Genomic DNA, 24,585 nt, shown 5'->3' on the forward strand with positions numbered 1-24,585 from the left:
CGACCTGCCCGTGGTCTCCAACGACCCGGTCAATGGCGAATATATGCGCCTCGTGCTGCGCGCCCCGACCGATCTTCTCGAACAATGCCGCGCCGGTCAGTTCTTCCATCTGCTCTGCCCCGCGATTGGCGGCGAGACGCCCTATCTGCGCCGTCCCATGAGCATCTACGGCTTCTATCCTGAGCGGGAGGAACTGCACTTCCTCTACAAGGTGACGGGCGAAGGCACGCGCGCGCTCTTCCATCTCGGGCCGGGCGACAGCCTCAACGTGCTCGGGCCGCTCGGTCAGGGATCCGGATCGAGGCCGGCTGGCAGCATCTCGTGCTTGTGGCGCGCGGCGTCGGCCTTGCGACGCTTGCCCCACTTGCGCTGGAAGCACAGCGGCTCGGACGCAACCTCACCGCCATCTGCAGCGCGCGCAATCCCGAGGTGCTGATGTCGACGGACTATTTCCGCGATCTTGGCGCCAATGTCATCACCGTCACGGATTCCGAGGGCACCGCCGGTGTCGACAACATCGAGCGTATCATCGAAGGACTGGTCGCCGACCAGGGCGTCGACGCATTCTACACCTGCGGCTCCAACCGCCTGCTGCGGCTGCTCCAGGCGCTCGGCGAGCGCCACGGCATTCCCGGCGAGATCGCGCTGGAGCAGCAGATGGCCTGCGGCCTCGGCATGTGCCATTGCTGCGTGCGTCCCTTCCGCAAGGGCGAACGCCTCGTCAACCTGCGCGTCTGCCGCGAAGGCCCCGTCTTCGACATGCAGGAGGCGATGCCATGGTAGATCTTGGCGTCGACATCGGGACGCTGCGCCTCAAGAACCCGATCATGCCCGCCTCGGGCACCTTCTCGGAAGACCTCGCCGACGTCTTCGATCTCGAATGCCTCGGTGCGCATGTCACCAAGACGATCACGCGCGGCTGGCGCGACGGAAATCCGACTCCGCGCGTCTGCGAGGTCTCGGGTTCGATGCTCAACTCCATCGGCATCCCCAGCAAGGGCATCGGCTACTTCATCGAGAAGACGATCCCCTTCTACCAGCGCTATCGCACGCCGCTGGTGGTCAGCATCTCGGGCAACACCGCCGACGAGTTCGCGACTCTCTGCTCCGAGGTCAGCGTCGACGGGGTGGATGCCATCGAGGTCAACATCTCCTGCCCGAACATCGAGGAAGACGGCAAGGCCTTCGCCATCCGCGCTTCCTCGACCTATGACGTGATGTGCAAGCTGCGCAAGGCGACCAGCCTTCCGCTGTGGGCAAAGCTCACGCCCAACACCGGCGAGACGCCCGAAGTGGCACGCGCCGCTGAAGAAGGCGGCGCCGACGCGCTGGTCGTCGCCAACACGCTGCTGGCGATGGCCATCGACATCCGCACCCGCAAGCCCAAGCTCGGCAACCTGATGGGCGGGCTCTCCGGCCCCTCGCTGAAGCCGATCGCGCTGCGTATGGCCTACCAGTGCGCCAGGGCCGCAAAGATCCCCGTCATCGGCTGCGGCGGCATCTCGACGGCCGAGGACGTGCTCGAATTCCTGATCGCAGGCGCCAGCGCTGTGCAGGTCGGCACCGCGACCTTCATCAATCCCACCGTCATGCCGGCCATCATCGCCGATCTCCAAAGCTATCTGGAACGCGAGAACATCGCCTCCGTGCGCGACCTCGTCGGCACCGTGATCGACGACGAGCAGAAGGCGGGCGTGGTCTTCATGGAGACGGCGCCATGACCGCGCTCAAGGCCAAGCCCGCCGACGACCGCGACGTCGACCTGGAGACCGCGCGATATCTCTTCGAGACGATCGCCGCACGCACACCGGATACGCAGGGCGTCAGCCGCCCGGCCTTCTCGGCGGTCGAAACCGATACCCTGCGCTTCCTTGAGGACTTCGCCCGCGCGAACGGGCTGGAGGTCTGGTACGACGCCGGCGCCAACGCCAACTTCGCCCTGCCCGGCGACCGCAACGCCGAGCGCTTCGTCGTCATCGGATCGCATGTCGACAGCGTGCCTTACGGCGGCAATTTCGACGGGCTCGCCGGCGTCGTCGCCGGCCTCGTCTGCCTGTTGCGGGCGCAGCGGCGCGGCGAGCGTTTTGCACGGCCCGTCCATGTGCTTGCCATGCGCGGCGAGGAAAGCGCCTGGTTCGGTCCCTGCTATATCGGCTCCAAGGCGCTCACCGGCACGCTCGATGCGGCCGAGTTGAAGGCGCTGCACAAGGGCGACGGGCGCACGCTCGACAACCACATGGGCGACGCAGGCATTGCCATGGAGCCGGTGCGCGCGCGCCAGCCGCTGATCGACCTGTCCGCGATCGAGGCCTATCTCGAACTGCACATCGAGCAGGGTCCCTTGTTGATCGGCAAGGAGATTCCCGCCGCCGTCGTTTCCGGCATCCGGGGCAATTTCCGTCACCGCCGCGTGCGCTGCATCGGCGAGGCCGGCCATTCGGGCGCGGTGCCCAAGGCCTATCGCCGCGACGCGGTGCTCGCCATGGCCGACCTGCTGGTGCGCCTCGACGAGAGCTGGTCGACCATCCTCAACATGGGTGACGATCTGGTGCTGACCAGCGGCATGGTCGGAACCGACCCCGAGCGGCACGCAATGTCGAAGATCCCGGAAGAAGTCTCTTTCAGCCTCGACATCCGCAGCCAGAGCCCGCGCACCCTCGATGACATGCGCCGGCTTCTCCAGGCCGAGATGCAGCAGGTCGAAAAGGACCGCAAGGTCCGCTTCGAGCTCGACGAGGAGATGCGCGTCGAGCCGGCGATGTGCGATCCCGAACTGGTCGAAGGCCTGAAGGCGGCGATGGCGCGTGTCGGTCAGGAGCCGTTCGTCATGCCGTCGGGCGGGGGCCACGACGCGGCGGTATTTTCCGCGGCCGGTGTTCCCTCGGCCATGGTGTTCGTGCGAAACAGCAACGGCTCCCACAACCCGCAAGAGGCGATGGAGTTGGCGGACTTCATCGCTGCCACCGACATCGTCCACGAGTTTCTGACGAGGCACGAATGACGACGCTGACCATCCGCCGACCCGACGACTGGCATGTCCACCTGCGCGACGGCGCGATGTTGCAGGCTGTCACACCTCACACGGCCGCGCATTTCGCCCGCGCCATAATCATGCCCAACCTCGTGCCGCCGGTGGTCACCCGCGCCGATGCCGCAGCCTACCGCCAGCGCATCATGGCCGCACTGCCGCAGGGCAGCGACTTCACCCCGCTGATGACGCTCTATTTGACCGAGGCCACCGACCCGGCCGATGTCGAGGCGGCCTTCCGCGCCGGCGAGATCTCCGCCGTGAAGCTCTATCCGGCTGGTGCCACCACCAACTCGCAAAGCGGCGTGCGCGACATCCGCAAGGTTTATCCAGTGCTTGAACGCATGGCCGAGATTGGCCTGACGCTGTGCGTCCATGGCGAAGTGACCGACCCATCGATCGACATCTTCGACCGCGAGGCCGTGTTCATCGACCGCGTGCTCGATCCGATGCGACGCGCGATCCCCGGCCTGCGCGTGGTCATGGAACACGTCACCACCAAGGACGGCGTCGATTACGCCCTGTCGCAGGACGAAAACCTCGCCGCGACCATCACAACCCATCACCTCATCATCAACCGCAACGCCATCCTGGCAGGCGGTATCCGCCCGCACCTACTGCCTCCCGGTCGCCAAGCGCGAGACGCATCGCCTGGCGCTGCGCGCGGCGGCGACTTCGGGCGACCGGCGGTTCTTCCTCGGCACGGATTCAGCGCCGCATACCGACCCGCTCAAGGAATGCGCCTGCGGCTGCGCCGGCATCTTCTCATCGATCAACACGATGGGATGTCTTGCTCATGTCTTTGAGCAGGAAGATGCACTCGACCGGCTGGAGGCATTCGTGTCGCTGAACGGACCGGCCTTCTACGGGCTCCCCGTCAACGAGGCGCGCGTCACGCTGCAAAGGCATGACGAGCCCGTGGCCTTCCCCGAAAAGATCGAGACCGGCGACGGCCCGGTCACCGTCTTCGACCCGATGTTCCCGATCCACTGGAATCTGGCTGGCGAGGCTGGCTAGAGCGAGATGAAGTTGATAGCGAGAGGTCCCGGTCAACTTTTGGGGTGAAGCCATGTTCTCCAACACTTTTCCAGATCGCGCGGTGATATCCGAAACGGTGGCCAAGATGCTGCTGGAGATCAACGCCGTCCATTTCCGCGCAGATCAGCCCTATACCTTCACCTCAGGCCTCGCGAGCCCGGTCTACATCGACTGCCGCAAGCTGATTTCCTACCCGCGCATCCGCTCCGCGATCATGGATTTCGCGGCCTCCGTCATCTTCCGCAATGTCGGCTTCGAACAGTTCGACGCAGTGGCAGGCGGCGAGACGGCCGGCATCCCCTTTGCGGCATGGCTCTCGGACCGGATGGGCCTGCCGATGCAGTATGTGCGCAAGAAGCCAAAGGGCTTCGGTCGCGACGCCCAGATCGAAGGCACGCTGGAAGAAGGCGCGCGCGTGCTGCTGGTCGAGGACCTGACCACGGACGGCGGCAGCAAGATCAAGTTCGCCGAGGCGATCTCCAAGACCGGGGCGCGCGTCACCGACACTTTCGCCGTCTTCTATTACGACATCTTCCCCGACACGCCTCAGAAACTGGAAGCGGCCGGCATGCGGCTGCACTATCTGGCGACGTGGTGGGACATCCTCAGCGTCTGCAAGGAACAGAAGCGCTTTTCCGCCGAGACGATCGCCGAAGTGGAAAGCTTCCTCAATGCGCCGGTCCAATGGTCGGCCAACCACGGCGGCATATCCGAACTGCCGCGCTCGTAGCCAAGGAAACGGATCATGTTTGATACGCTTGTAACGGGTTTGAACGAACAGGGCGGAGGCGTGCGCGCCTATGAAGCCTGCGCCCGCGCCGCGCGCGCCCGCATCGCGGACGAGCCGGAAAACGCGGCCGCGCTGTTCCTCATCTCCTTTGCCGCGCAGCGTTTCGTCGAAGCCTATGACGACCAGCCGCTGACGGTGGATGCCGCCGGCGAGGAGCTGGAACAGTTCACCGCCTTCGTCTCGACCCTCGACGCAGCATGGGCCAACGGATCGGCCGAGGCCAAGCTCGAGGCCCTGAACACCGTCGCAACCCGGATCAACGCGACAGCGCGTAGCTGATCCTCGCCCGCCCGGCATCGTCTCAGACGAATTTCATCGACAAGCCGGACCGCCGCACTCTAGTAAAATGAGAGTGCCTGCGGCCGGCCGATCGGCAGGGGGCGGGAGGAAAGAATGAGCGAGACCGAACCGTGTTTCGACGTGGCCCATCTCGGCCATGTCGAACTCCTCACAGACAGACCCGAGGAAAGCCTCGACTTCTTCGTCAACGTCTACGGCCTGACAGAGAGCGGCCGCGAAGGCGACTCCGTCTATCTGCGCGCGTTCGACGACTATGAATTCCACACGCTGAAGCTCACCGCGGCCGGAACGACCGGTGTCGGGCACGTCGCCTACCGCACATCGTCGCAAGCCGCTCTGCAGCGCCGCGTCGCCGTCATCGAACAGATGGGCTGCGGGATAGGCTGGCACGACGGCGATCTCGGCCATGGCCGCGCCTATCGCTTCAACGATCCCGACGGTCACGTCTTCGAGCTCTATTACGACACGAAAGTCTACGAGGCACCTCCGCAGGAGCGCCCTGCCCTCAAGAACCTCGCTCAGCGCTATCACGGACGCGGCGTCGCCGTGCGCCGCATCGACCACCTCAACCTGCTGGCCGCCGACGTGTCGGTCATCCGCGACTTCATGACGAAGGCGCTGGGCAGCCGTGTGACGGAGCAGATCCAGCTCGACAACGGTCGCCTCGGCGGCTGCTGGTTCACGATCAACAACAAGACCTACGACATCGCCTATACGGAGGATCACTCCGGCCAGCGCGGCCGCTTCCACCACATCACATACGCGGTGGACCAGCGCGAGGATGTGCTGCGCGCCGCCGACATCTTCCTCGAAAACGGCGTCTTCATCGAGACCGGCCCGCACAAGCACGCGATCCAGGGCACGTTCTTCCTCTACGCATACGAGCCTGCGGGCAACCGCGTCGAGGTAGCCAATGCCGGCGCGCGGCTGATCCTGCAGCCTGATTGGCCGGCCGTCACCTGGACGGAGACCGAGCGCAAGAAGGGTCAGGCATGGGGGCTTAAAACAATCGAGAGCTTCCACACCCACGGCACGCCGCCGATCGAGACCGGGAAAGGCTGAGCCGGCGATGAAGATCGGCTTTATCGGTTTCGGCGAAGCCGCGCGCGCCTTCCGCAAAAGCCTCGCCGAGGCCGACCCGGCGCTTGCCTTCTTCGCCTACGACATGCTGCTCGACAGCGAAGGCTCGCAGGGGCCCTGCGCCGCCTTGATGAAGGAATGCGACGTAGCCGCCGTCGCCTCGTCAGCGGACGGATTTTCGGACTGTGACTGGATCATCAGTGCCGTCACCGCCGACCAGAGCCTTGAGGCAGCACGGGCCGCATCCGTCGGGCTGCGCCCCGGCCATACCTTCTTCGACATCAATTCGGTTTCGCCGCAGCGCAAGCAGGAGAGTGCTGCGCACGTCTCCGCAACCGGTGCCGCATATCTCGACATGGCCGTGATGGCGCCGGTCCATCCGCGTGGGCACCGCACGCCGGTGCTGCTTGCGGGCAACGTCGAACCCTCCACAAGACAGGCGCTTGCGGATTTCGGCTTCGATTTCGAGGTCGTCGGCCCCGAAGCGGGTGCTGCGACCGCCATCAAGATGGTGCGCAGCCTGTTCGTGAAGGGGCTGGAAGCAATCACCGTCGAGGCGCTGCTGGCCGCGCAGGCTTCAGGCTGCCTCGACTACGTTCTCAAGTCGCTCGGCAGCTCGTTCCCCGGCCTCGGCTGGCCGGATTTCGCGCACTACCAGTTCGAGCGCACGCTGACCCACGGCAACCGCCGCGCCGCCGAAATGCGTGAAAGTGCCGCAACCATGGCCGCGCTCGGGCGAAATGATCGTCTCGCCGACGCTATTGCGGACACCCAGGCCCGCATGGGGGCTATCCGATCTGACCCGCAACCGCATGCCGATCTCGCGGCCGTTCTGGCGGTGCTCGCGCCGCGCTCGAGGCCCTAGCAGACCTCTCCGCCGCAAATTCGCCGGCAAATCCTGTTCAAAGACAACGAGCGCCTCGTGGCGTTGCCGACGTGGTCGGAACCTCGCCGCCTGGCACCCGTTGGGTCGATGCCGCTGTCAGTCGTCACGACCGACGATCCGGCGCAAGCGGTATCGATTTTGCGCTTTCGTCCACGCATCTGTCGTTACGAGACCATAGACACAAGTGCCGATCACGTGTTCATGTCAGTCGTTTTCAATTCCGTTACCACTTTCGCGCTTACAATGCCGGAGGCGGTTAGGGGTGCGAGCGCGGCGGCTCGATCTGTCGCGCACTCGGGGCTCTGCACGAATCGTGCAACCGCCCCGCAACAAACGAAATGGTACGGCCGGTTCACCGGTCGAGACCTCCAGGGGAGTATACCTTGAAGGTAGGTAAATATTTCTGGCCCGTCGTCGGCGTTGCCGCCGTGGCCTTCTCGATCTGGCTTCTCTACCACGAGCTGCGAGGCCTTTCACTCGACGAGCTGTGGGGCAGTCTTGTTGCGATTTCGGCGAAGGACTGGATTCTCGCCGCCTTGGCAACGCTCCTCGCCTATGCCGCACTGGCCGGCTACGACCATCTGGCGCTGCTGCACCTGAAACGCCACGTCGGCTGGACCTACATCACGCTCTGTTCCTTCACCACCTATGCGCTGTCGCACAATATCGGCGCTTCGGTCGTCTCGGGCTCGGTGGTGCGATACCGTGCCTACAGCGCAAAGGGGCTCGGCGCGGCTGAAGTCGGCGTCCTCGTCGCCTTCTGCTCGTTCACGTTCGCGCTCGGCACGATCATGCTGGCCGGCTTCGTGCTGATCCTGGAGCCCGGCCTTGCCGAACGCTTCGTCGACGTGCTTCCGGTGGAAGCCTCGGCGGCCACCGGCTTGCTGCTGCTTGCGCTCGTGTTGCTTTATGTCGTCGGCAGCGCGCTACACCTGAAGCCGCTCAAACTTGGAAGCTTCGAAATCCACTATCCGCGCCTGCCCATCGTCGCCCGCCAGCTCGTGATCGCGCCGCTCGAACTGATCGGTGCAGCGGCCATCATCTATTTCGCACTACCGGAAGCCGGCAATCCGGGCTTCATGATCGTGCTCGGCATCTTCCTGGTATCGTTCTCGGCCGCCTTGCTCTCGCATGCGCCGGGTGGGCTGGGCGTCCTTGAGCTGGTGTTCATCACCGGCCTATCTGACATGGACCCGGCCGACGTTCTGGCCGCCCTGGTCGTCTTCAGGCTGCTTTACCTGATCATACCGTTCATCATTGCCCTGTTTGTGGTTCTGGGTTTCGAGCGGACCCAGCTTGCGCATCAGAAGGAATGATCGGGCGCCGGATGTCCTCCGGCCAGTTGATGGGGAACGTGTCGGGCGACATCGAGCCGCCGGAAACGATGAAGGCCATGGCGTCGTTCTTGCTCCAGTCGAGCCAGGTCAACCGGGATGTCGGCACGATCTCCACGAACCCTGACGTCGGGTTCGGCGTCGTCGGTACGTAGACGGTGGCCAGTTCCGGCTGATCCTCGGTCGCGGGGAAAATCCGGGTAACGATGCCGACGACACGCATGTCGCGCGACGGAAACTCTATCAGCACGACGCGTTGACCGGCTGCCACGCCATCGCCGCCCATGGAGCGGATCAGCGTGCGTGTCGCGCCGTAGATGGTACGCGCCAGCGGAACGGCGTCCACCAGCCTGTCGACCATGCCGAGAAAGCGCCGGCCCACGACGGCGTTTGCGACCCTGCCGAGCACGTAGAGAAAAATCAGCACCAGCAGCAGCGCCAGGCCCGACTGGAACCAGCCTGCCAGAATGAGGTCGGCCGCTTCGGGCGACGTCGGACGCACCATGCCGGAGAGCGCCAGCGTCGCCGGCCTGCCCGTCCAGATCAGCATGTCCACCACGAACCAGACGATCCAGACCGTGACGAACAGCGGAATGACCGTCAGGACTCCGGTGATGATATGGCGGGTGATCGACTGCATCGTACCTGTCCAGTTCCCGGTGGCCGGTTCCGTACGCTTACTCCTGGGCAGCGCCGGGCTCGATCACGCCCTTCGGCGGGTCCATCGCCGGCACTTCGGGATTACCCTCGGCCCGGTCGCGGTAGAGCGCGGCGCGCCCTAAAAGCATCAGCGTCACCGGTGTCGTGATCGTAATGAATATCCCGATCAGCAGTTCATGGAAAACCGGGCGCGACTGCAGCACGCTGAAGCAGATCATCGACGCGATCAGAATCGCCGCCGCGCCCCAGCTCGTGCCGAGCGTCGGCGCATGCAGCCGGTCGTAGAATGAACCCAGGCGATAGAAGCCGAACGACCCGATCAGCGTCAGTCCCGCTCCAATCAGAAGGAAGATCGAGACCAGCACGGAGGCCCACAGCGGAAGCTCGGCAATATGGCTCATTCGATCACCTCCCCCGCATCAGGAACTTCGCCAGCGCCACCGTCGCCACGAAACCCAGCACGGCAATGATCAGCGACACTTCGAAATAAAGGGTGTTGCCGGTGCGGATGCCGAAAACCAGCAGCATCAGCATCGAATTCACATAGAGCGTATCGAGCCCGAGTACCCGATCCTGCGCGCGTGGTCCCCGCATCATCCGCACCATCGCGAATGCCATGGCGACGGCGAGTGCGGCCTGCGCGATCGTGACGGCCAGGGTGAGGATCGCGACGCTCATTCGAATATCTCCATCAGCAGGTGCTCGTAGCGCGTCTTGATGAGTTCGTACCACGTCTCCTCGTCGACGAGGTCAAAAACGTGGAGCAGCAGCGTGCCGCGTGAGGCGTTGTAGTCGAGCCAGGCCGTGCCGGGAGTAGCCGTCAGGATCACCGCCAGCAAAGCAAGCGCGGTCGGGTCGCGCAGTTCCAGCGGAATCGTCATGAAGCCCGACGTGTTCGGGCGGCGCGAACCCTGCAGGAGGATACGGGCTACATCGATGTTCGAGCGCACGATGTCATAAAGCACGGTCACGACCAGCTTGCCGATCAGGTCCCAGCGCCGCAGGCGCGGCTTCGATGGGTGCAGCGCAGCCATGCCTTGCGCGGCAACAAGGGCGACAGCCAGCCCGACGATGAACTGACCGAGCGAGAAACTCGTCAGAAGCAGCCACATCGTCACCAGCGACGCGATCAGCAGCGGATAGGGAAAGACGCGGCTCATTCGCCCTGCTCCCGCTGCGGCCGCGTCGCCCGCGGCGCTTCCATCACCCCTTCGATATAGGATTGCGGCGCGTAGAGGCTCGTTGCGGTCGCCTCCATATAGCGCATCACCGGCCCGGCCTGCGTCGTCAGGGCAAGCGTCAGGAACAGCAGCCCCACCACCGGCGCGATCTCGATGAGAAGTACGCGCGGCACGCGCACCTCCAGCGGTGCCCAGAACGCGCGGATGCCGGCACGGCTCATGGAGATCAAGGCTGCAAGACCGGATGCGATCAGCATGGCGACCAGCCACCACGCACTTTGCGGGATCGTCCCGCCCTGCCCGAAACCATCGGGATTCAGCATTGCGGTCAGCATCGCGAACTTGGCGACGAAACCCGACAGCGGCGGCAGGCCCGCCAGCAGGATCGCGCAGGCGCCGAAGCTTATGCCGAGGATCGCGAGCGTGCCGGGTATCGACACGCCGACCACCTCTTCCTCTGTCTCCTCGTCGCCGTCCTCGCCAAACGCTTCCATCGTCACCGCGAGCACGTTGGCAATCGAGTCCTGGCCGCGTTCGATCAGCTCGATCAGCAGGAAAAAGGCCCCGATCGTCAGCGTGGAGGAGACAAGATAAAAAAGCGCACCCGCCGTCACGTCGACCTGCAGCAGGCCCATCGTCGCCAGCAGCGTGCCGGATGAGACGAGCACCGAGAAGCCCGCGAGCCGCCCGAGGGCCTGCGAGGCCAGGACGCCGAATGTGCCGAAGGCGATCGTGGCCATGCCGCCGACAAAAAGCAGCCAGGAGCCAAAACCGGGCGAACTGTCCGGCGTCTCGACGAAGAACAGCAGTGACAGTCTCAGGATGACATAGACGCCTACCTTGCTGAGAATCGCAAAGATCGCGGCAACCGGCGCCGGCGCCGCGGTGTAGGTCGTTGGCAGCCAGAACGACAGCGGCCACATGCCGGCCTTGATGAGGAACGCGACGCCGAGAATGGCCGCACCGGTTTCGAGGAAGATGCGGCTGCCGGGATCCACGAGCGGAATGCGGATGGCCAGATCCGCCATGTTGAGCGTGCCGGTCGTGCCGTAGATGAGCGCCACACCGGTCAGGAAAAGCAGCGCCGACAGCAGGTTTATGGCGATGTAGTGCAGGCCTGCCTTGACGCGCTGCGTGCCCGAGCTGTGCAGCATCAGCCCGTAGGATGCCGCGAGCATGATTTCGAAGAAGACGAACAGGTTGAAAAGGTCGCCGGTCAGGAACGCCCCGTTGAGCCCCATCAGCAGGAACATGAACAGCGTATGGAAATGCGGGCCAGCGCGGTGCCAGCGTCCGATCGAGAACACCAGCGAGGGGATGGCGAGAAGGCTGGTCAGCACCAGCATCATCGCCGAGAGCCGATCGAGCACAAGGTTGATTGCGAAGGGCGGCGGCCAGTTGCCCAGAAGATAGACTACCACCCGACCCTTGTCGGGTTCGCCGTCGGCATGCGCCATGCGCAGCAACAGCAGCGAGATCGCCAGCAGGGCCACCGACGTCAGGATCGAGACCGTCGCCTTCAGCAGGCGCTCGCGATCGTCGAAGAACAGCAGCAGCGCTCCCGCCACCAGAGGCAGCAGGATCGGCGCGATGACGAGGTGCTGGGGCGCGACGCTCATCGCTCGGGCTCCCTGCCGTCGACATGGTCGGTACCGGTGAGGCCACGGGCGGCCAGCAAGACCACCAGGAACAGCGCCGTGGTCGCAAATCCGATGACGATGGCCGTCAGCACCAGCGCCTGCGGCACAGGGTCGACGAAGGCTGATGGATCGACCTCGACCGAGGTGTCGATCACAGGGGCAAGCCGGTTGGTCAGGCGCCCCATGGAGAAGATGAAGAGGTTCACCGCGTAGGACAGCAGCGCCAGACCGATGACAACCTGATAGGTGCGCGGGCGCTGAATCAGCCAGACGCCGGATCCGACCAGAAGACCGATGCCGAGGGAGAGCGTCAGTTCCATCAGACGAACTCCTCTTCCAGCTCTTCGGCCTTCGTCGCCTCGATCGCGCGTGCACGGTGGCTACGTATGGACTGATGCGCGATGGCGATAAGGATCAGCACGGTCGCGCCGACCACCAGCGAGAAGACGCCGAGGTCGAACAGAAGCGCGGTCGCCGTCGGCACTTTCCCGATGAACGGCACCTCGGTGTACTGGAAGTAGGATGTGAGGAACGGAAAGCCGAACAGCCACGAACCGATGCCGGTAAAGGCCGCCATCAGCAGGCCGAAGCCGATCCAGCGCACCGGCAGGATGCGCAGCCTGTCTTCCACCCAGCGCGTGCCGCCTGCCAGATATTGGAGCAGGAAGCCGATTGCCATGGTGATACCTGCGGCAAAGCCGCCCCCCGGCAGGTCGTGACCGCGCAGGAAGAGATACGCCGCAAGCAGGATCGTGACCGGGAAAAGCCATTGCATGATGACCGACGGAATCGTCAGGTAATCGCGCACGGTTTCGCCGACCTCCCTGTCGGAGCGGTCGTCGTCATAAGCGTCCTGGATGCGTTGCTGCTCGGGCACGCCGATGCTCTCGGCAGCGGGGCGGAAACGTCGCAGCAGCGCAAAGACCGTCAGCGCCACGATGCCGAGCACCACGATCTCGCCGAACGTGTCGAAGCCGCGGAAATCGACAAGGATCACGTTGACGACATTGGTGCCGCCGCCTTCCGGATAGGCTTTGAGCAGGAAAAACTCGGAAATCGATTCCGGCCATGGCGTCGTCATCATCACGTAGGACACGAATGCCATGCCACCGCCGCACGCGACCGCCAGCGCGAAATCGCGATGCCGGCGCATGCGCGCAATCGACGTCGTCGCGTTGTCGACCTGCTCGAGGCGCTTGGGCAGCCAGCGCAACCCGAGAAGGATGAGCACGGTCGTCACGATCTCGACGAGAAGCTGGGTCAGCGCCAGATCGGGCGCGGAGAACCAGACGAAGGTGATGCAGGTCACGATGCCCGCGCCGCCCATCAGCACCAGCGCGGCGAGGCGGTGATACTTGGCCTTGTAGGCCGCGCCCAGCGCGCAGATGCCGCCAACAGCCCAGATCGCCGCGAAGATCGGGTCGATGCCTCCGAGTGTGGGCGTCTCCGGCACGAAGCCGATGCGCAGCACCGGCCACGCGCCAGCCACCAGCGCCAGGAACAGGACGAGCCGCAACTGCGGCTGCAGCCGCCGCGTCCCGAATGCGGTCTCCATCCAGCGCGCCCAGCGCCAGGAAATCGTGACCAGGATGCGTTCGAAGATGCGCTGGCCCTTGAGGTTGCGCAGGAACGGCGTTCCGTCCTCGCAGGTCGCAAGGTAGCGGCGCAGCGCCAGGTAGAGGAAGATGCCGCCCACGAACGCGAGAAGGCTCATGATCAGCGGCATGTTGAAGCCGTGCCACACCGAGAGGCTGTAGTCTGGCGTGCGATCGCCTAGCACAGCCACGACGGCAGCGTGCAGATAGGGCCCGACGGTAATGCCCGGAACGATGCCCACGATCAGGCAGATCAGCACCAGAACCTCGATCGGCACCCGCATCCAGTGCGGCGGCTCGTGCGGCACGCGCGGTAGGTCCGTGGGTTTGGGGCCGAAGAAGACCGTATGGATGAACCGGATGGAATAGGTGACGGCAAACGCGCCTGCGATGGTCGCGGCGTAAGGCGTCAGGCCGTCGAGCATCGAGCCGTGGTGCTGTTCCAGCGTCTCGGCGAAGAACATTTCCTTCGAAAGAAACCCGTTCAGCAGCGGCACGCCCGCCATGGCGGCGCTGGCCACCATCGCCAGCGTCGCCGTGATCGGCATGAAGGTGATGAGCCCCGACAGGCGCCGCATGTCGCGCGTGCCCGCCTCATGATCGATGATGCCCGCCGCCATGAACAGCGATGCCTTGAAGGTCGCGTGGTTCATCATGTGGAAGATGGCCGCAACGGCCGCCAGCGGGCTGCCAAGGCTGAGCAGTGTCGTGATGAGGCCGAGATGGCTGATCGTCGAATAGGCCAGCAGCCCCTTCAGGTCCTGCTGGAAGATCGCGAAGAACGCACCGATCAGCAGCGTGCTCATGCCCGCGAAACCGAGAATGAAGAACCATTCGTCCGTTCCGGACAGCACCGGCCATAATCGCGCCATCAGGAAGACTCCGGCCTTCACCATGGTCGCGGAATGCAGGTAGGCCGAGACAGGCGTGGGCGCGGCCATCGCGTTAGGCAGCCAGAAGTGGAACGGGAACTGCGCGCTCTTGGTCAGCGCACCCATCAGGATCAGCAGGAGAGCGGGCGTATAGAGCTCATGCTCGCGGATCACGTTGCCGGACGCCAGCACGTCGTCCAGTTCGTAGCTGCCCACGATGTGGCCGATGATGATGAGCCCGACGAGCAGGCATAGACCACCGATGCCGGTGATCGTCAGCGCCATGCGCGCACCGTCGCGCGCCGCTGCATTGTGGTGCCAGTAGCCGATCAGCAGGAAGGAGAAGATGCTGGTCAGCTCCCAGAAGATCGCCATCACGATCAGGTTGCCGGAGATGACCATGCCCTGCATGGCGCCCATGAACGCCAGGAAAAACGAGAAGAAGCGAGGAACCGGGTCCTTCGGCGACATATAATAGCGCGCATAGAGCACGACGAGGAAACCGATGCCGGTGATCAGCATCGAGAACATCCAGCCGAAACCGTCCATCCGCAGCGTGAAATTCAGCCCGAACTCCGGCAGCCACTCGACCTGTCGACGCACCACGCCGCCGTTGGCGACCGAGGGAAACAGCGATGTGGTGATCGCGAACGCGACGATGGTCAACCCGCCCGAAAGCCACGCCTCGGCGTTGCGTGCGTTGCCTGGCAGCATGGCCGCCAGCACGCTGCCCATGAAAGGCAGCAAAATCAGGAGCAAGAGCAGGTTTGCTTCGGTCATGCACCAGGTTGGTTTGTTCAGATCGAGAATGCCGGGCGAGCCCGGAGCGCATCACTGAAAAGCGGCATTAGGCCCGCTCCCGTCAAGCCGGTAATTTCACACCGCATCGATATGACGCTGTCGGGTGCTCTGGGCGCAACGCCCAAGGCGCGGATCAGGCTGGCGGGGGCGCGGGTGGCCGTGCCTGTACGTGTTCCGGCGGAACGGCGACAGCGGTCGTTGTGCGCATCTCGTGCAGCCATTCGCGCCAGATCGCCACCAGCAGCGCCATCAGCACAGGGCCGATGAAGAGCCCCAGAAAGCCCATCGTCTTCACGCCGCCGATGAGGCCGAAGAATGTCGGCAGGAACGGCAGCTTGATCGGTCCGCCGACCAACCTCGGGCGCAGCGTCTTGTCGACGATGAAAAGCTCGGTAGCCCCCAAGCGAAAAGCGCCACGCCGGCTACCGGCGAGCCGGAAGCCACCAGATAGACGGACACCAGCGTGAACGACAGCGGCGCACCGCCCGGCACCAGCGCCATGACACCGGTAATCACGCCCAACGTCACGGGCGACGGCACGCCCGCGATCCAGTAGGCGATGCCAAGCACGATACCTTCACCGATGGCGATCAGCGTCATGCCCATGACGGTGGAGCTGATGGTTGCCGGCACAACCCGCGAAATCCGCTCCCAGCGCATCGGCAGGATGCGTTCACCCAGAGTATCGAGCTGTGCCACGAAATTCTCGCCGTCGCGATAGACGAAAAACAGCGCGATCATCATGAACAGCAGCGTCAAAAGCAGGTCGAAGAGGCCGGTGCCCGCCGCGAGCACTCCACGATAGATGCTGCCGATATTGGCGCCGCTGACGATTTGCACAAGCTCGCCGATCGCGCCCGGGTGCCCGATATAGCGATACCACTGCTCGTCGATCCACTGGCCGATGCCCGGAAGTGCCGCCATCCACTCCGGCGTCGTCGAGCCCGTGCGGTTGGTCTCGACCGCCCAGTTGAACCACTGCCCGACCTCGGTGATCGTGTAGCTGACCGCGATCACGATCGGCACGATCAGGAAGGTGAGGATCAGCAGGATCGCGACCGTCGCCGCGATTGTCCGGTTTCCGCCGCAGCGCCGCAGGATGTCGCGATAGATCGGCCAGCTCGCAAAGCCGATCACCATCGCCGCCAGCACCGGCACGAGGAAGCCGTGGAAGAAATAGATCCCGGCGGCCAGCACAGCCACCAGCAGCCAGCGCGCCGCCGAAATAGGCGGTATGAGGCCGATGCGCGAGGACGCGGTGGTGCCCAGCCAGCGCGGCTCCTGCGGTTGTTCGATCGGCTTCACGTCGCGAGGGTTCATTGGCAGTGGGCTATCCCGGGAAAAGGGCCTTTTCGTTCGGTACGAGGTGTTTGGGCCGTAAGCATATCGGTTGTGTGACACCGGCTCTCAAGCCCGGTCAAGTCCGATCGTCGCGCGGCATGCGCGCCTTTAGTCGCGCCTGCGGGCTTCAGGGCATTCTGAAAGCCTCGTAACGAAGGGGCATTCCGGGTCTGATCGTCTCGTCTTCAGGCGGCAGAAGGGCGATACCGTCGGCCGCCGCCATCGCCGAAAGGTTGGCTGACGAACCGCGTCCCAGCATCTCCACGATCGGCACGCCCGCCTCGCTGCGCCCCGCTATGCGAACCGGCACGAACTCCGTCCGGCCCGCTTTCTTGCCATACTCGAACCCAGCCACTGCAGGCTGCCAGGCAGGGACGACGTCGCGGAGCCCCGCGACCGTGCGGATCGCCGGCAGCGCGATCTGGCGAAACGTCACCAGCGCGGCATTCGGGTTGCCGGGAAGGCCGAAGAACACCGCCTGGCCCAGCCTGCCGACCTTGACCGGCTTGCCCGGCCGCATGGCGACCTTCACCACCTCCAACGGCGTGCCCTCGTCGCGCATGATCGCCGCGACATGGTCCTCGTCCCCGCCCGATACGCCGCCGGTGGTGACGACCAGATCGCAGGTCGAAGATGCCGCGTTCAGCGTCCGCTCCAGCAGCGACCGGTCGTCGGGCACGATGCCGAAATCCTCGACCTGCGCCCATGTCAGCCGCGACAGCATGGCGCGCAGAACAACCCGGTTGGAGTTGTAGATCTGCCCCGGCGCCAGGGTCTCGCCGGGCTCTCGCAGTTCCGAACCTGTCGAGATCAGGCCGATACGCACCTTGCGAAAAAGGGATACGCTGCTCACACCAGCCCCCGCCAGCAGCGCGAGCTTTTGCGGCGATAGCGCCTCGCCGCTGGAGGCCAGCAGCGCCCCGCGTTCCACATCCTCGCCCGCCAGACGGATGTTCTCGCCCGCCCGCGGCCGTTTGCCTGAAATCTTGACCTGATCGCCGTCGCGCTTGCAGCGTTCCTGCATCACGACTGCGTCGAAGCCCTCTGGCACTGGCGCACCGGTGAAGATGCGCAGGGTCTGAGGCTCGCCGGGCGTCGAGCCCTGCAAGCTCGCACCAGCGGCGATCCGGCCGGCGACGGGCAAGGTCCACGGCTCGTCTCCCGCGAGGTCACCAAGCCGCACCGCGTAGCCATCCATCGCCGAATTGTCGAAGGCCGGCACCGCCATCGGCGAGATGACGTCTGCTGCAAGCACCCTGCCCTGCGCGTCCACAAGATCGATCGTTTCGGTCTCGGCGACCGCGCCAGCGATCGCCACGGCGCGCGCTGCGGCAATATCGGGCGAGACCGGCCGCGACGCGTCACCGGCCAAACAGGTCTCTTCCGATAAGGGTTCGGTTTCGCTCATGGGGTTCGGTTCGGGCATCGCTTTCAAGACAATGGCGCACCGCGTGCTCGCGATGCGCCATATCTTGTTACAGGCGGTGTTCGCCCCGGTCCATCAGGCGATGCAATATCAGCCTCAGTCCCCGTCCATCGCAAAGGCGGTGTTTGCGCCTTTCGGCTGCATCGCGCGCCAGATCACAGGCCCCAGCACCGCCGCGAATGCGATCGCGTAGATCGTCAGTGCGATCGGCGAGGTGAACAGGAACGTCCAGTCGCCGCGATTGATCATCAGGCCGCGCCTAAGCTGCTCCTCGGCCAGCGGACCGAGGATCGTCCCCACCAGCACCGGCGCCAGCGGATAGCCGAAGCGGCGCATCAGGAAGCCCAGCAACCCGAACGCAAGCAGCAGCACCAGCGCGAAGACCGACCCTTCCGCCCCCACGATGCCCAGCGTCGCGAAGGTGAGGATGCCGGCATAGAGCCACGGGCGCGGGATCATCAGTAGCTTCACCCACACGCCGACGAAGGGCAGGTTGAGCACGACCAGCATCAGATTGGCGATAAACAGGCTGGCAACCAGCCCCCAGACGATGTCCGGGTTGTTGGTGAACAGCAGCGGACCCGGCTGCAGCCCGTACTGCTGGAAGCCGGCCAGCATGATTGCCGCGGTCGCCGAGGTCGGAAGGCCCAGCGTCAGCAGCGGGATCAGCGTGCCGGCAGCCGAGGCATTGTTGGCGGCCTCCGGCCCCGCGACGCCCTCGATTGCGCCCTTCGGCCCCTCGAATTCCTCCTTGGCCACGCCTTTCGCCGTCTTGCGCTCGGTCGAATAGGACAGGAAAGTCGGGATTTCGGCGCCGCCCGTCGGCAAAGGCCCGAAGCTGAAGCCCAGCAGCGTGCCGCGAATATAGGGTCGGATGCAGCGCTTGAGGTCGGCAAGTGTCAGCCAGACCGAGCCTTTGATGGCCTCGACCTTCTCGCCGATATTGTGCTTCTGCGAGGCGATGTAGAGCGTCTCGCCGACCGCGAACAGGCCGACCGCCACGATGGCGATCGAGATGTTGTCGCGCAGTTCAGCGACCCCGAATGCAAGCCGCGCCTGCCCGGTCAGCTTGTCGATGCCGACGAGGCCGATGGCAAGCCCGAGAAACAGCGCCGTCAGGCCCCGGATGATCGAGCCGCCGAACGCCGCCGAAACGGTCATGAACGACAGCACCATCAGCGCGAAATATTCCGCCGGGCCAAACGACAAGGCCACCATCACCATGAAGGGCGCGACCACAGCCAGCCCCAGCGTCGCGAAGCTGCCGCCGAAGAACGAGCCGATCGCGGCAGCACCCAGCGCTTTGCCGCCGCGCCCATCGCGGGCCATCTTGTTGCCCTCGACGGCGGTCATGATCGATGCGGTTTCGCCGGGCGTGTTGAGCAGGATCGACGAGATCGCACCGCCATACATGCCGCCATAATAGATGCCGGCGAACATGATGAGCGAGCCGGTGGCGCCGAAGGAAAGGCTGACGGGCAGCAGCAGCGCCACTGTCAGCGCAGGGCCGATGCCCGGCATCACGCCGACGGCCGTGCCGAGGATCACGCCGATCAGCGCGAACAGCAGGTTCATCGGCTCGATTGCGACCGCAAGTCCGTTCAGGAGAAGCGAGAATGTATCCATGACGCTTTGCCTTCCTTAGCGGCGGAACGGGCTGTCGATCAGCCGTTCAAGCGGTCCGGCCCTCAGGGAAAGCCCGAGGCCGTGGCGGAACAGGATGTAGAGAAGCGCCGAGATGCAAACGCCGACGAGAACGGTGAACCACACAGGCCTGCGCCCCATGCCGCGCGCCGAAAGACCGAACAGCGCGCCGGAGGCCAGAATGAAGCCCGCCCCGATGCTCAGCAGCGTGATTTCGGCAACGACGGCGCCGACGATCCAGCCCACCGGCGGCCAGTTCATCTCCGAACGCTCCGGAAACTCGCTCAGGATCGCAAGCCGCACTGTCAGGAAGCCGAACACGACAAGCCCGGCCGCCACCACATAGGGAAAGATTTCCGGGCCGACCTGGGCATAGTTGCGCCTGGCCGGGTAACTGGACGCATCCCACCAGATCAGGATCGCCAGCGCGAATAGACCTAGAGCAATTGCGAGCCCTGCCAGATCACGGCCGGTGGTGTGCTGCGGCTCGGAGGGGAGCCGGCTCTCGCCGGCTCCTTCTGTCTCGGTGGACATCGCTGTCTCCCTTACTGGGTGATGCCCAGCTCTCCAAGGATAGCGCCGGTCTGCTCGATCTCGCCCTTCAGGTATTCGGCGAAATCAGGACCGTCGAGATAGGTGTTTACCCAGCCCTTGGTCTCCAGTTCCTTGTTCCAGGCATCGGATTCGGCCATCGTGCGAATGGTGGAGATCAGCGCGTCGCGCTGCTCGTCGCTCAGCCCCGGCGCGCCGGCGATCATGCGCCAGTTCTGTACGTCGACGTCGAAGCCCTGCTCGACGAAGGTCGGCGCGTCCAGATAGGACTGGCGCTCCGGCGCTGTGATGCCGATCACCTTCAGCGCGCCCGCCTCGATCTGCGCCGAGAACTCGCTGTAACCGGAGACGCCAACGGTAACCTGGTTGCCGAGCAGCGCGGCCAGCGCCTCGCCGCCGCCGGAATAGGGAATGTAGTTGATCGCCGCGGGATCGGCGCCTGCCGCCTTGGCGAACATGCCGGCCGCGATATGGTCGACGCCACCGGCGGAGCCGCCCGCCCACGTCACGGCGCCCGGATCGTTGCGCAGCGCCTCGGCAAGCTGTTCGGCATTGTCGATCTCGCTGTTGGCCGGAGCGACCACCACGACATATTCACCGGTAAGCCGCGCGATCGGGGTGACGTCGGCAAGGCTCACTGGCGAATCGTTGGCTATGATGGCGCCGACCATCACATAGCCGCCGACGATGGTGGCCGATCCGTCCCCGTTCGAGTTGTTGACGAACTGCTGCAGGCCGATGGTGCCGCCGGCGCCGCCGACATTCTCTACCTGGATGTTGGAGACGAGGCCCTCGGACTGCAGCGTCGACTGGATCGTGCGCGCGGTCTGGTCCCAGCCGCCGCCTGGCGCTGCCGGCGCCATGATCTTCAATTCGGAAAGCTGCGCGAAGGCGGACGTTGCGGAAAGCAGCCCGACGGCTGCGGCAAGCGCGAAAATTCTCATGATGTCCTCCCAGACAATGCTGTCATGACGGCCGCGTGCGGCCAGCCGGTATCCTCCCGGTTGCGCGCATCCTAGCAGCCGAACCTGTCATCCGCCTGTCACCGTCTTTCAGAGATCGTTTGAGAAGTCGCTCCGGCGAGGCAGGTGACGCGGGTTTCGAGAACCAAAGCGGAGCGTACTTTTAGGTACGTGAGCATCGGACGCGCAGAAAACCGCGTCAGATGCCTGCCGGTGTAGACTTATCGGACGATCTCTCAGCGGGGTGAGACGATCTCGCGCCATGTCGCCAGGAAACGGCTGCGCCGCTGCTGGTCGAGCGAAACCAGCAGCGATGGCCCAAGCGCCAGCGGCTGGACCGCCCCCTGCCGCGCGCCGAGATCGCCTCGGAGGTGAACGGCCCGGTCGAGCCGGGCACGATTGAGCCGAGCGCCGCGTCGCCAGCCGAGATCGCCTGCCCCTGCGGCGATAGCGCGAAATCGACAAACGCCCGGGCAAGGTCCGGCTCGGATGCGTCGCGCGGGATCAGCATCGTGCGGGTCAGCACCAGCACGTAGTCGTCCGGCACGATGATGCCGATCTCGGCGCCCGCGCCTGTCGCGCCAGTGCATAGGAACCGAGAACGTTGTAGCCGAGCGCCAGATCGCCCCGCGCGACCCGGTCGAGAATATCCGGGCTCGACCCGCTCAGATGCACGCCGATCCGCCCGAATGCGGTCGCAAGCCGCCAGAAGTTCGACGAGATGAGCTGGTCCTGCGCGGCCAGCAGGTAGCCGACGCCGCTCTTGGCGATGTCGTAGGTGCCGACCAGCCCGCGAAAGCGTTCCGGCTGCTCCTCCAGCAGCTCAGCAAGCCGCAGATGCGTGCGCGGCAGCTCCTCTTCGCGCACGAGATCGGGATTGTAGATGATGACGGCCGGCTCGAAGGTGAAGCCGATCACCTCGCCGCGCCACTGCGCCCAGCCCGGCACCGATTGCAGGTACTGCGAGGGATGGGCGAGCGCGTGGCCGTCATTGGCAAGCTTGAGTTGCAGATCAGCCGCCGAAGAGATCATCAGGTCCGGCTTCGGCGCGATGCTGCCGCGGAGGAACTCCTCGTACATCACCAGCGTGTCGGTCTCCCGGTAGATCACCTCGACATCGGGCCGCACTTGCTGGAAACCCTCTACGAACCGCGCGAAAAGCGGCGTGTCGGTCGTGCCGACGATCGTCAGCGAGCGCGCACCCTCGGCCGGTGGCTGCGGGGCGGGATAGCGGTTCTCCGCCGCCTCGCCCTGCCCCGGCACAAGCACCAGCGCGGCGGCAAGAAGCGTCGCCCCGGCGACAGCCGCCGCGGCCGTGTGCGCGGCCGGCTTCCTGCGGCGCAGCGGCAGCGTGATCTCCACCGTCAGCCCGCCGCCGTCGCGGTCTGCCAAGCGGAGGCTGCCGCCATGCGAATCGACGACACGCTTGACGATGGCGAGCCCCAGTCCCGAGCCCGTCTTGCCTTCCCCGGCGCTGCCCCGCTTGAAACGTTGAAGCACCGTTTCCTTCTCCGGATCGGGAATGCCCGGTCCCCGGTCGCTAACCGAAAGCAGCACGGTACCCGGCTGGGGCGACGCCGCTGCGATCTCGACCGGCCCCGCCGAATAGAGCATCGCGTTGTCGACCACGTTGCGCAGCATCTCGCGCATCACCACCCGGTCGGCAAACAGCTCAGCCGCACCGGCGTCCTCCTCGACCGACACCGACAGCCGTGCCGCAGCCGCCGGATCGAGCCGCTGCCGCACCTCGTCGATCAGCGCGTCGACGCTGGTAGGCCGCGCATCGCGCATGTCCAGCCGGTGCGAGATCGTTGCGTCCATCAGGAGCTGCGAGACGAGCTGGCTTGCCTGCGCAGCACTCTGGTGGATGCGCGAGACCCGCGCGCGCAGCTTCTCCGGGTCCGGCTCGTCCATGGCGATCTCGGCCTGCGCGCGAAGCGAGGCCAGCGGCGTGCGCACCTCGTGCGCGGCCTCGCTCACCAGTCCGCTCAGCCGTTCTATCGCCAGCCGCAGCCGGTCGGTGAAGCCGTTCAGCGCAACGACGAGCTGGCTGACTTCCGCCGGCACCGGCACCGAAACCGGCGACAGGTCGTCGGGCGAGCGCGCGCGCAGCTCCTGCTCCAGCGTGGAGAGCGGCGCGAAGGTACGGCCAAGGCCGAACCAGACGATGCCGATCGCCAGCAGCGTCAACGCGGCCAGCGGCAGCATCGCGTTGGAAAGGATTTCGGCCGAAAGCAGTTCGCGCTCGTTCTGCGTCTCCGCCACGCGGATCGTCACCCAGGCGGCCTCGTCCGCCGACGAGATCAGCCGTCCGAGGCTCACCAGCCGCAGCGTCTCGCCGCGATAATCGAGGTCCTGGAAGACCGGCTCGGCCGAATCGGCCGGAGGCAGGTCGTTGGCGAGGTCGTCATAGCCGGTCACCAGCACGCCGTCGGGTGCCCTGACCGTGTAAAACAGCCTGTCGCTGCCCGAAAACATCGCGAATGAAGCGAACGGCAGCTCGACCAGCACCGTCTCGTCCTCGATCTGCACCGCGCCCGCGATCGTCAGCGCGGACGCAGCCAGCAGCCGGTCGAAGGCCCGGTCGGCCGCGCGCTCCGCGTAATCGTTGATGAAGGCGGCGAGCGCCACCGCGGCGACCAGCAGCAGCGAGACGGCCAGCGCGAAGATACGCCGGCGGATCGAGAACGCGCTATTTGCCATCGCCGCCCGCTGCCCGCGCCAGATAACCGACGCCCCGCACCGTCTCGATTTCCAGCCGAGAACCTTCCAGCTTGCGACGCAGGCGCGAGACCTGAAGCTCGAGCGCGTTGACCGAGACGTCCTCGTCGAAATTGAAGAGCTGCGCCATCAGCCGTTCCTTGGCCACCACCTGCCCCACCCGCGCGAGCAGGATTTCGAGCAGACGGAACTCGCGCCGCCCCAGCTCGACCTTGCGTCCGCCGACACTCACGAAGCCGTTGGCGAGATCGACAGTTACGTCGCCCACCGTGGCAAGGCTCGTCACCTGCCCCGCCGGGCGGCGCATCAGCACCCGCAGGCGCGCTTCCAGCTCGCGCAGGTCGAACGGCTTGACCAGATAGTCGTCGGCCCCGCGATCGAGCAGGCTCACCTTGTCGTCGATCTCCGCGCGCGCCGTCATCACCAGAACCGGTGTCTCCGACTTGCGGCCCCGCAGTTCGCCAAGGATCGAGATTCCGTCGCGGCCGGGCAGCGTCAGATCGAGCGCCACCACGTCGAACGTCTCGCTGGCGGCCACCTCGATCGCATCGTCGCCGTTGCGCAGCCACTCGACGGAATGGCCGGCATCGCGCAGCCGGCGCTCGATCGCCTCGCCGAGATCCTCGTTGTCCTCCACCAGCAATATGCGCATCGTCGTCGCACCGCCCTCCTCCGGCGTAGCGGGAGACAATCGCACCTGCGGCCCTCAGCTTCAACGCACCCCCACACGTTTT

General features: G+C 65.2%; 23 protein-coding genes and 2 pseudogenes. 10 read left to right on the forward strand and 15 right to left on the reverse strand.

Annotation, left to right across the window (positions count from 1 at the left end; translation table 11 throughout):
• The first annotated feature begins 10 nt into the window (after positions 1–10).
• The 10 genes and pseudogenes from HK436_RS31570 (at position 11) to HK436_RS19650 (ending at position 8,438) form a co-directional block, all read left to right on the forward strand.
• On the forward strand, positions 11–436 hold the full coding sequence (locus HK436_RS31570; protein WP_244649058.1) for a ferredoxin reductase domain-containing protein: 426 nt from the start codon (positions 11–13) through the stop codon (positions 434–436).
• A complete protein-coding gene (locus HK436_RS31575) occupies positions 436–783 on the forward strand; it encodes an iron-sulfur cluster-binding protein (RefSeq protein ID WP_244649060.1) in 348 nt (115 codons plus the stop codon). Before HK436_RS31570 ends, HK436_RS31575 begins: the two co-directional genes overlap by 1 nt.
• Positions 777–1,721: a dihydroorotate dehydrogenase gene (locus HK436_RS19615; RefSeq protein ID WP_173192439.1), complete on the forward strand. Its 945-nt coding sequence runs from the start codon at positions 777–779 to the stop codon at positions 1,719–1,721. The genes HK436_RS31575 and HK436_RS19615 overlap by 7 nt, the downstream gene beginning before the upstream one ends.
• On the forward strand, positions 1,718–3,001 hold the full coding sequence (locus tag HK436_RS19620) for a Zn-dependent hydrolase (RefSeq protein WP_173192441.1): 1,284 nt from the start codon (positions 1,718–1,720) through the stop codon (positions 2,999–3,001). The genes HK436_RS19615 and HK436_RS19620 overlap by 4 nt, the downstream gene beginning before the upstream one ends.
• Positions 2,998–4,045, forward strand: a pseudogene (pyrC, locus tag HK436_RS19625) (dihydroorotase). Before HK436_RS19620 ends, pyrC begins: the two are co-directional and overlap by 4 nt.
• Before the next feature lie 52 nt (positions 4,046–4,097).
• The gene (locus HK436_RS19630; RefSeq protein ID WP_173192443.1) at positions 4,098–4,796 is read left to right on the forward strand and encodes an orotate phosphoribosyltransferase; all 699 of its coding nucleotides are present in this window, start codon (positions 4,098–4,100) and stop codon (positions 4,794–4,796) included.
• Between the two features lie 15 nt (positions 4,797–4,811).
• The gene (locus HK436_RS19635; protein WP_173192445.1) at positions 4,812–5,135 is read left to right on the forward strand and encodes a hypothetical protein; all 324 of its coding nucleotides are present in this window, start codon (positions 4,812–4,814) and stop codon (positions 5,133–5,135) included.
• 114 nt (positions 5,136–5,249) lie between these two features.
• Complete coding sequence (locus HK436_RS19640) at positions 5,250–6,218, forward strand: catechol 2,3-dioxygenase (RefSeq protein WP_173192447.1); 969 nt, start codon at positions 5,250–5,252, stop codon at positions 6,216–6,218.
• Between the two features lie 7 nt (positions 6,219–6,225).
• Entirely contained in the window at positions 6,226–7,101 is an 876-nt protein-coding gene (locus tag HK436_RS19645) for an NAD(P)-dependent oxidoreductase (RefSeq protein WP_173192449.1), read from the forward strand.
• Between the two features lie 404 nt (positions 7,102–7,505).
• Positions 7,506–8,438 (forward strand): lysylphosphatidylglycerol synthase transmembrane domain-containing protein, encoded by a 933-nt coding sequence (locus HK436_RS19650; RefSeq protein ID WP_173192451.1) that lies wholly within the window; start codon positions 7,506–7,508, stop codon positions 8,436–8,438.
• Here the strand turns inward: HK436_RS19650 and HK436_RS19655 are convergent.
• From HK436_RS19655 to HK436_RS19720, 15 genes and pseudogenes are all read right to left on the reverse strand, one after another.
• A complete protein-coding gene (locus tag HK436_RS19655) occupies positions 8,377–9,096 on the reverse strand; it encodes a DUF502 domain-containing protein (protein ID WP_173192453.1) in 720 nt (239 codons plus the stop codon). The two genes, HK436_RS19650 and HK436_RS19655, sit on opposite strands and share 62 nt — an antisense overlap.
• 37 nt (positions 9,097–9,133) lie before the next feature.
• On the reverse strand, positions 9,134–9,517 hold the full coding sequence (gene mnhG, locus HK436_RS19660) for a monovalent cation/H(+) antiporter subunit G (RefSeq protein WP_173192455.1): 384 nt from the start codon (positions 9,515–9,517) through the stop codon (positions 9,134–9,136).
• Positions 9,518–9,521: 4 nt separating this feature from the next.
• Positions 9,522–9,794: a K+/H+ antiporter subunit F gene (locus HK436_RS19665; protein WP_173192457.1), complete on the reverse strand. Its 273-nt coding sequence runs from the start codon at positions 9,792–9,794 to the stop codon at positions 9,522–9,524.
• Positions 9,791–10,276, reverse strand: coding sequence for a Na+/H+ antiporter subunit E (locus HK436_RS19670; protein WP_173192459.1), 486 nt, complete (start codon positions 10,274–10,276; stop codon positions 9,791–9,793). Before HK436_RS19670 ends, HK436_RS19665 begins: the two co-directional genes overlap by 4 nt.
• A complete protein-coding gene (locus tag HK436_RS19675; protein WP_173192461.1) occupies positions 10,273–11,916 on the reverse strand; it encodes a monovalent cation/H+ antiporter subunit D in 1,644 nt (547 codons plus the stop codon). The genes HK436_RS19670 and HK436_RS19675 overlap by 4 nt, the downstream gene beginning before the upstream one ends.
• Positions 11,913–12,257: a Na+/H+ antiporter subunit C gene (locus HK436_RS19680; protein WP_173192463.1), complete on the reverse strand. Its 345-nt coding sequence runs from the start codon at positions 12,255–12,257 to the stop codon at positions 11,913–11,915. Before HK436_RS19680 ends, HK436_RS19675 begins: the two co-directional genes overlap by 4 nt.
• On the reverse strand, positions 12,257–15,184 hold the full coding sequence (locus tag HK436_RS19685) for a monovalent cation/H+ antiporter subunit A (protein WP_173192465.1): 2,928 nt from the start codon (positions 15,182–15,184) through the stop codon (positions 12,257–12,259). Before HK436_RS19685 ends, HK436_RS19680 begins: the two co-directional genes overlap by 1 nt.
• 154 nt (positions 15,185–15,338) lie before the next feature.
• Positions 15,339–16,525, reverse strand: a pseudogene (locus HK436_RS19690) (AI-2E family transporter).
• A gap of 148 nt (positions 16,526–16,673) precedes the next feature.
• Positions 16,674–17,954, reverse strand: coding sequence for a molybdopterin molybdotransferase MoeA (locus tag HK436_RS19695; protein WP_173192467.1), 1,281 nt, complete (start codon positions 17,952–17,954; stop codon positions 16,674–16,676).
• 114 nt (positions 17,955–18,068) lie between these two features.
• Positions 18,069–19,598, reverse strand: coding sequence for a tripartite tricarboxylate transporter permease (locus HK436_RS19700; protein WP_173192469.1), 1,530 nt, complete (start codon positions 19,596–19,598; stop codon positions 18,069–18,071).
• Positions 19,599–19,613: 15 nt separating this feature from the next.
• Positions 19,614–20,150, reverse strand: coding sequence for a tripartite tricarboxylate transporter TctB family protein (locus HK436_RS19705; protein WP_173192471.1), 537 nt, complete (start codon positions 20,148–20,150; stop codon positions 19,614–19,616).
• A gap of 11 nt (positions 20,151–20,161) precedes the next feature.
• Positions 20,162–21,112 carry a Bug family tripartite tricarboxylate transporter substrate binding protein gene (locus HK436_RS19710; RefSeq protein WP_173192473.1) on the reverse strand — a complete coding sequence of 317 codons (951 nt, stop codon included), beginning with the start codon at positions 21,110–21,112 and terminating at the stop codon, positions 20,162–20,164.
• 217 nt (positions 21,113–21,329) lie between these two features.
• On the reverse strand, positions 21,330–21,677 hold the full coding sequence (locus HK436_RS30625) for a substrate-binding domain-containing protein (RefSeq protein ID WP_206680547.1): 348 nt from the start codon (positions 21,675–21,677) through the stop codon (positions 21,330–21,332).
• Positions 21,650–23,833: a sensor histidine kinase N-terminal domain-containing protein gene (locus HK436_RS19715; protein WP_206680548.1), complete on the reverse strand. Its 2,184-nt coding sequence runs from the start codon at positions 23,831–23,833 to the stop codon at positions 21,650–21,652. The genes HK436_RS30625 and HK436_RS19715 overlap by 28 nt, the downstream gene beginning before the upstream one ends.
• Positions 23,823–24,503: a response regulator transcription factor gene (locus HK436_RS19720; protein ID WP_173193653.1), complete on the reverse strand. Its 681-nt coding sequence runs from the start codon at positions 24,501–24,503 to the stop codon at positions 23,823–23,825. The genes HK436_RS19715 and HK436_RS19720 overlap by 11 nt, the downstream gene beginning before the upstream one ends.
• Positions 24,504–24,585 lie beyond the last annotated feature (82 nt).

The sequence above is a fragment of the Neoaquamicrobium sediminum genome, assembly GCF_013240295.1.
In the GTDB taxonomy this organism is placed as follows: domain Bacteria; phylum Pseudomonadota; class Alphaproteobacteria; order Rhizobiales; family Rhizobiaceae; genus Aerobium; species Aerobium sediminum.

Excerpts from the sequence above, each read along its gene's own strand:
- HK436_RS31575 (WP_244649060.1), top strand. The coding sequence starts at position 436 with ATGTCGACGGACTATTTCCGCGATCTTGGCGCCAATGTCATCACCGTC.
- HK436_RS19615 (WP_173192439.1), top strand. The coding sequence starts at position 777 with ATGGTAGATCTTGGCGTCGACATCGGGACGCTGCGCCTCAAGAACCCG.
- HK436_RS19620 (WP_173192441.1), top strand. The coding sequence starts at position 1,718 with ATGACCGCGCTCAAGGCCAAGCCCGCCGACGACCGCGACGTCGACCTG.
- HK436_RS19630 (WP_173192443.1), top strand. The coding sequence starts at position 4,098 with ATGTTCTCCAACACTTTTCCAGATCGCGCGGTGATATCCGAAACGGTG.
- HK436_RS19635 (WP_173192445.1), top strand. The coding sequence starts at position 4,812 with ATGTTTGATACGCTTGTAACGGGTTTGAACGAACAGGGCGGAGGCGTG.
- HK436_RS19640 (WP_173192447.1), top strand. The coding sequence starts at position 5,250 with ATGAGCGAGACCGAACCGTGTTTCGACGTGGCCCATCTCGGCCATGTC.
- HK436_RS19645 (WP_173192449.1), top strand. The coding sequence starts at position 6,226 with ATGAAGATCGGCTTTATCGGTTTCGGCGAAGCCGCGCGCGCCTTCCGC.
- HK436_RS19655 (WP_173192453.1), bottom strand. The coding sequence starts at position 9,096 with ATGCAGTCGATCACCCGCCATATCATCACCGGAGTCCTGACGGTCATT.
- mnhG (WP_173192455.1), bottom strand. The coding sequence starts at position 9,517 with ATGAGCCATATTGCCGAGCTTCCGCTGTGGGCCTCCGTGCTGGTCTCG.
- HK436_RS19665 (WP_173192457.1), bottom strand. The coding sequence starts at position 9,794 with ATGAGCGTCGCGATCCTCACCCTGGCCGTCACGATCGCGCAGGCCGCA.
- HK436_RS19670 (WP_173192459.1), bottom strand. The coding sequence starts at position 10,276 with ATGAGCCGCGTCTTTCCCTATCCGCTGCTGATCGCGTCGCTGGTGACG.
- HK436_RS19675 (WP_173192461.1), bottom strand. The coding sequence starts at position 11,916 with ATGAGCGTCGCGCCCCAGCACCTCGTCATCGCGCCGATCCTGCTGCCT.
- HK436_RS19680 (WP_173192463.1), bottom strand. The coding sequence starts at position 12,257 with ATGGAACTGACGCTCTCCCTCGGCATCGGTCTTCTGGTCGGATCCGGC.
- HK436_RS19685 (WP_173192465.1), bottom strand. The coding sequence starts at position 15,184 with ATGACCGAAGCAAACCTGCTCTTGCTCCTGATTTTGCTGCCTTTCATG.
- HK436_RS19695 (WP_173192467.1), bottom strand. The coding sequence starts at position 17,954 with ATGAGCGAAACCGAACCCTTATCGGAAGAGACCTGTTTGGCCGGTGAC.
- HK436_RS19700 (WP_173192469.1), bottom strand. The coding sequence starts at position 19,598 with ATGGATACATTCTCGCTTCTCCTGAACGGACTTGCGGTCGCAATCGAG.
- HK436_RS19705 (WP_173192471.1), bottom strand. The coding sequence starts at position 20,150 with ATGTCCACCGAGACAGAAGGAGCCGGCGAGAGCCGGCTCCCCTCCGAG.
- HK436_RS19710 (WP_173192473.1), bottom strand. The coding sequence starts at position 21,112 with ATGAGAATTTTCGCGCTTGCCGCAGCCGTCGGGCTGCTTTCCGCAACG.
- HK436_RS19715 (WP_206680548.1), bottom strand. The coding sequence starts at position 23,833 with ATGGCAAATAGCGCGTTCTCGATCCGCCGGCGTATCTTCGCGCTGGCC.
- HK436_RS19720 (WP_173193653.1), bottom strand. The coding sequence starts at position 24,503 with ATGCGCATATTGCTGGTGGAGGACAACGAGGATCTCGGCGAGGCGATC.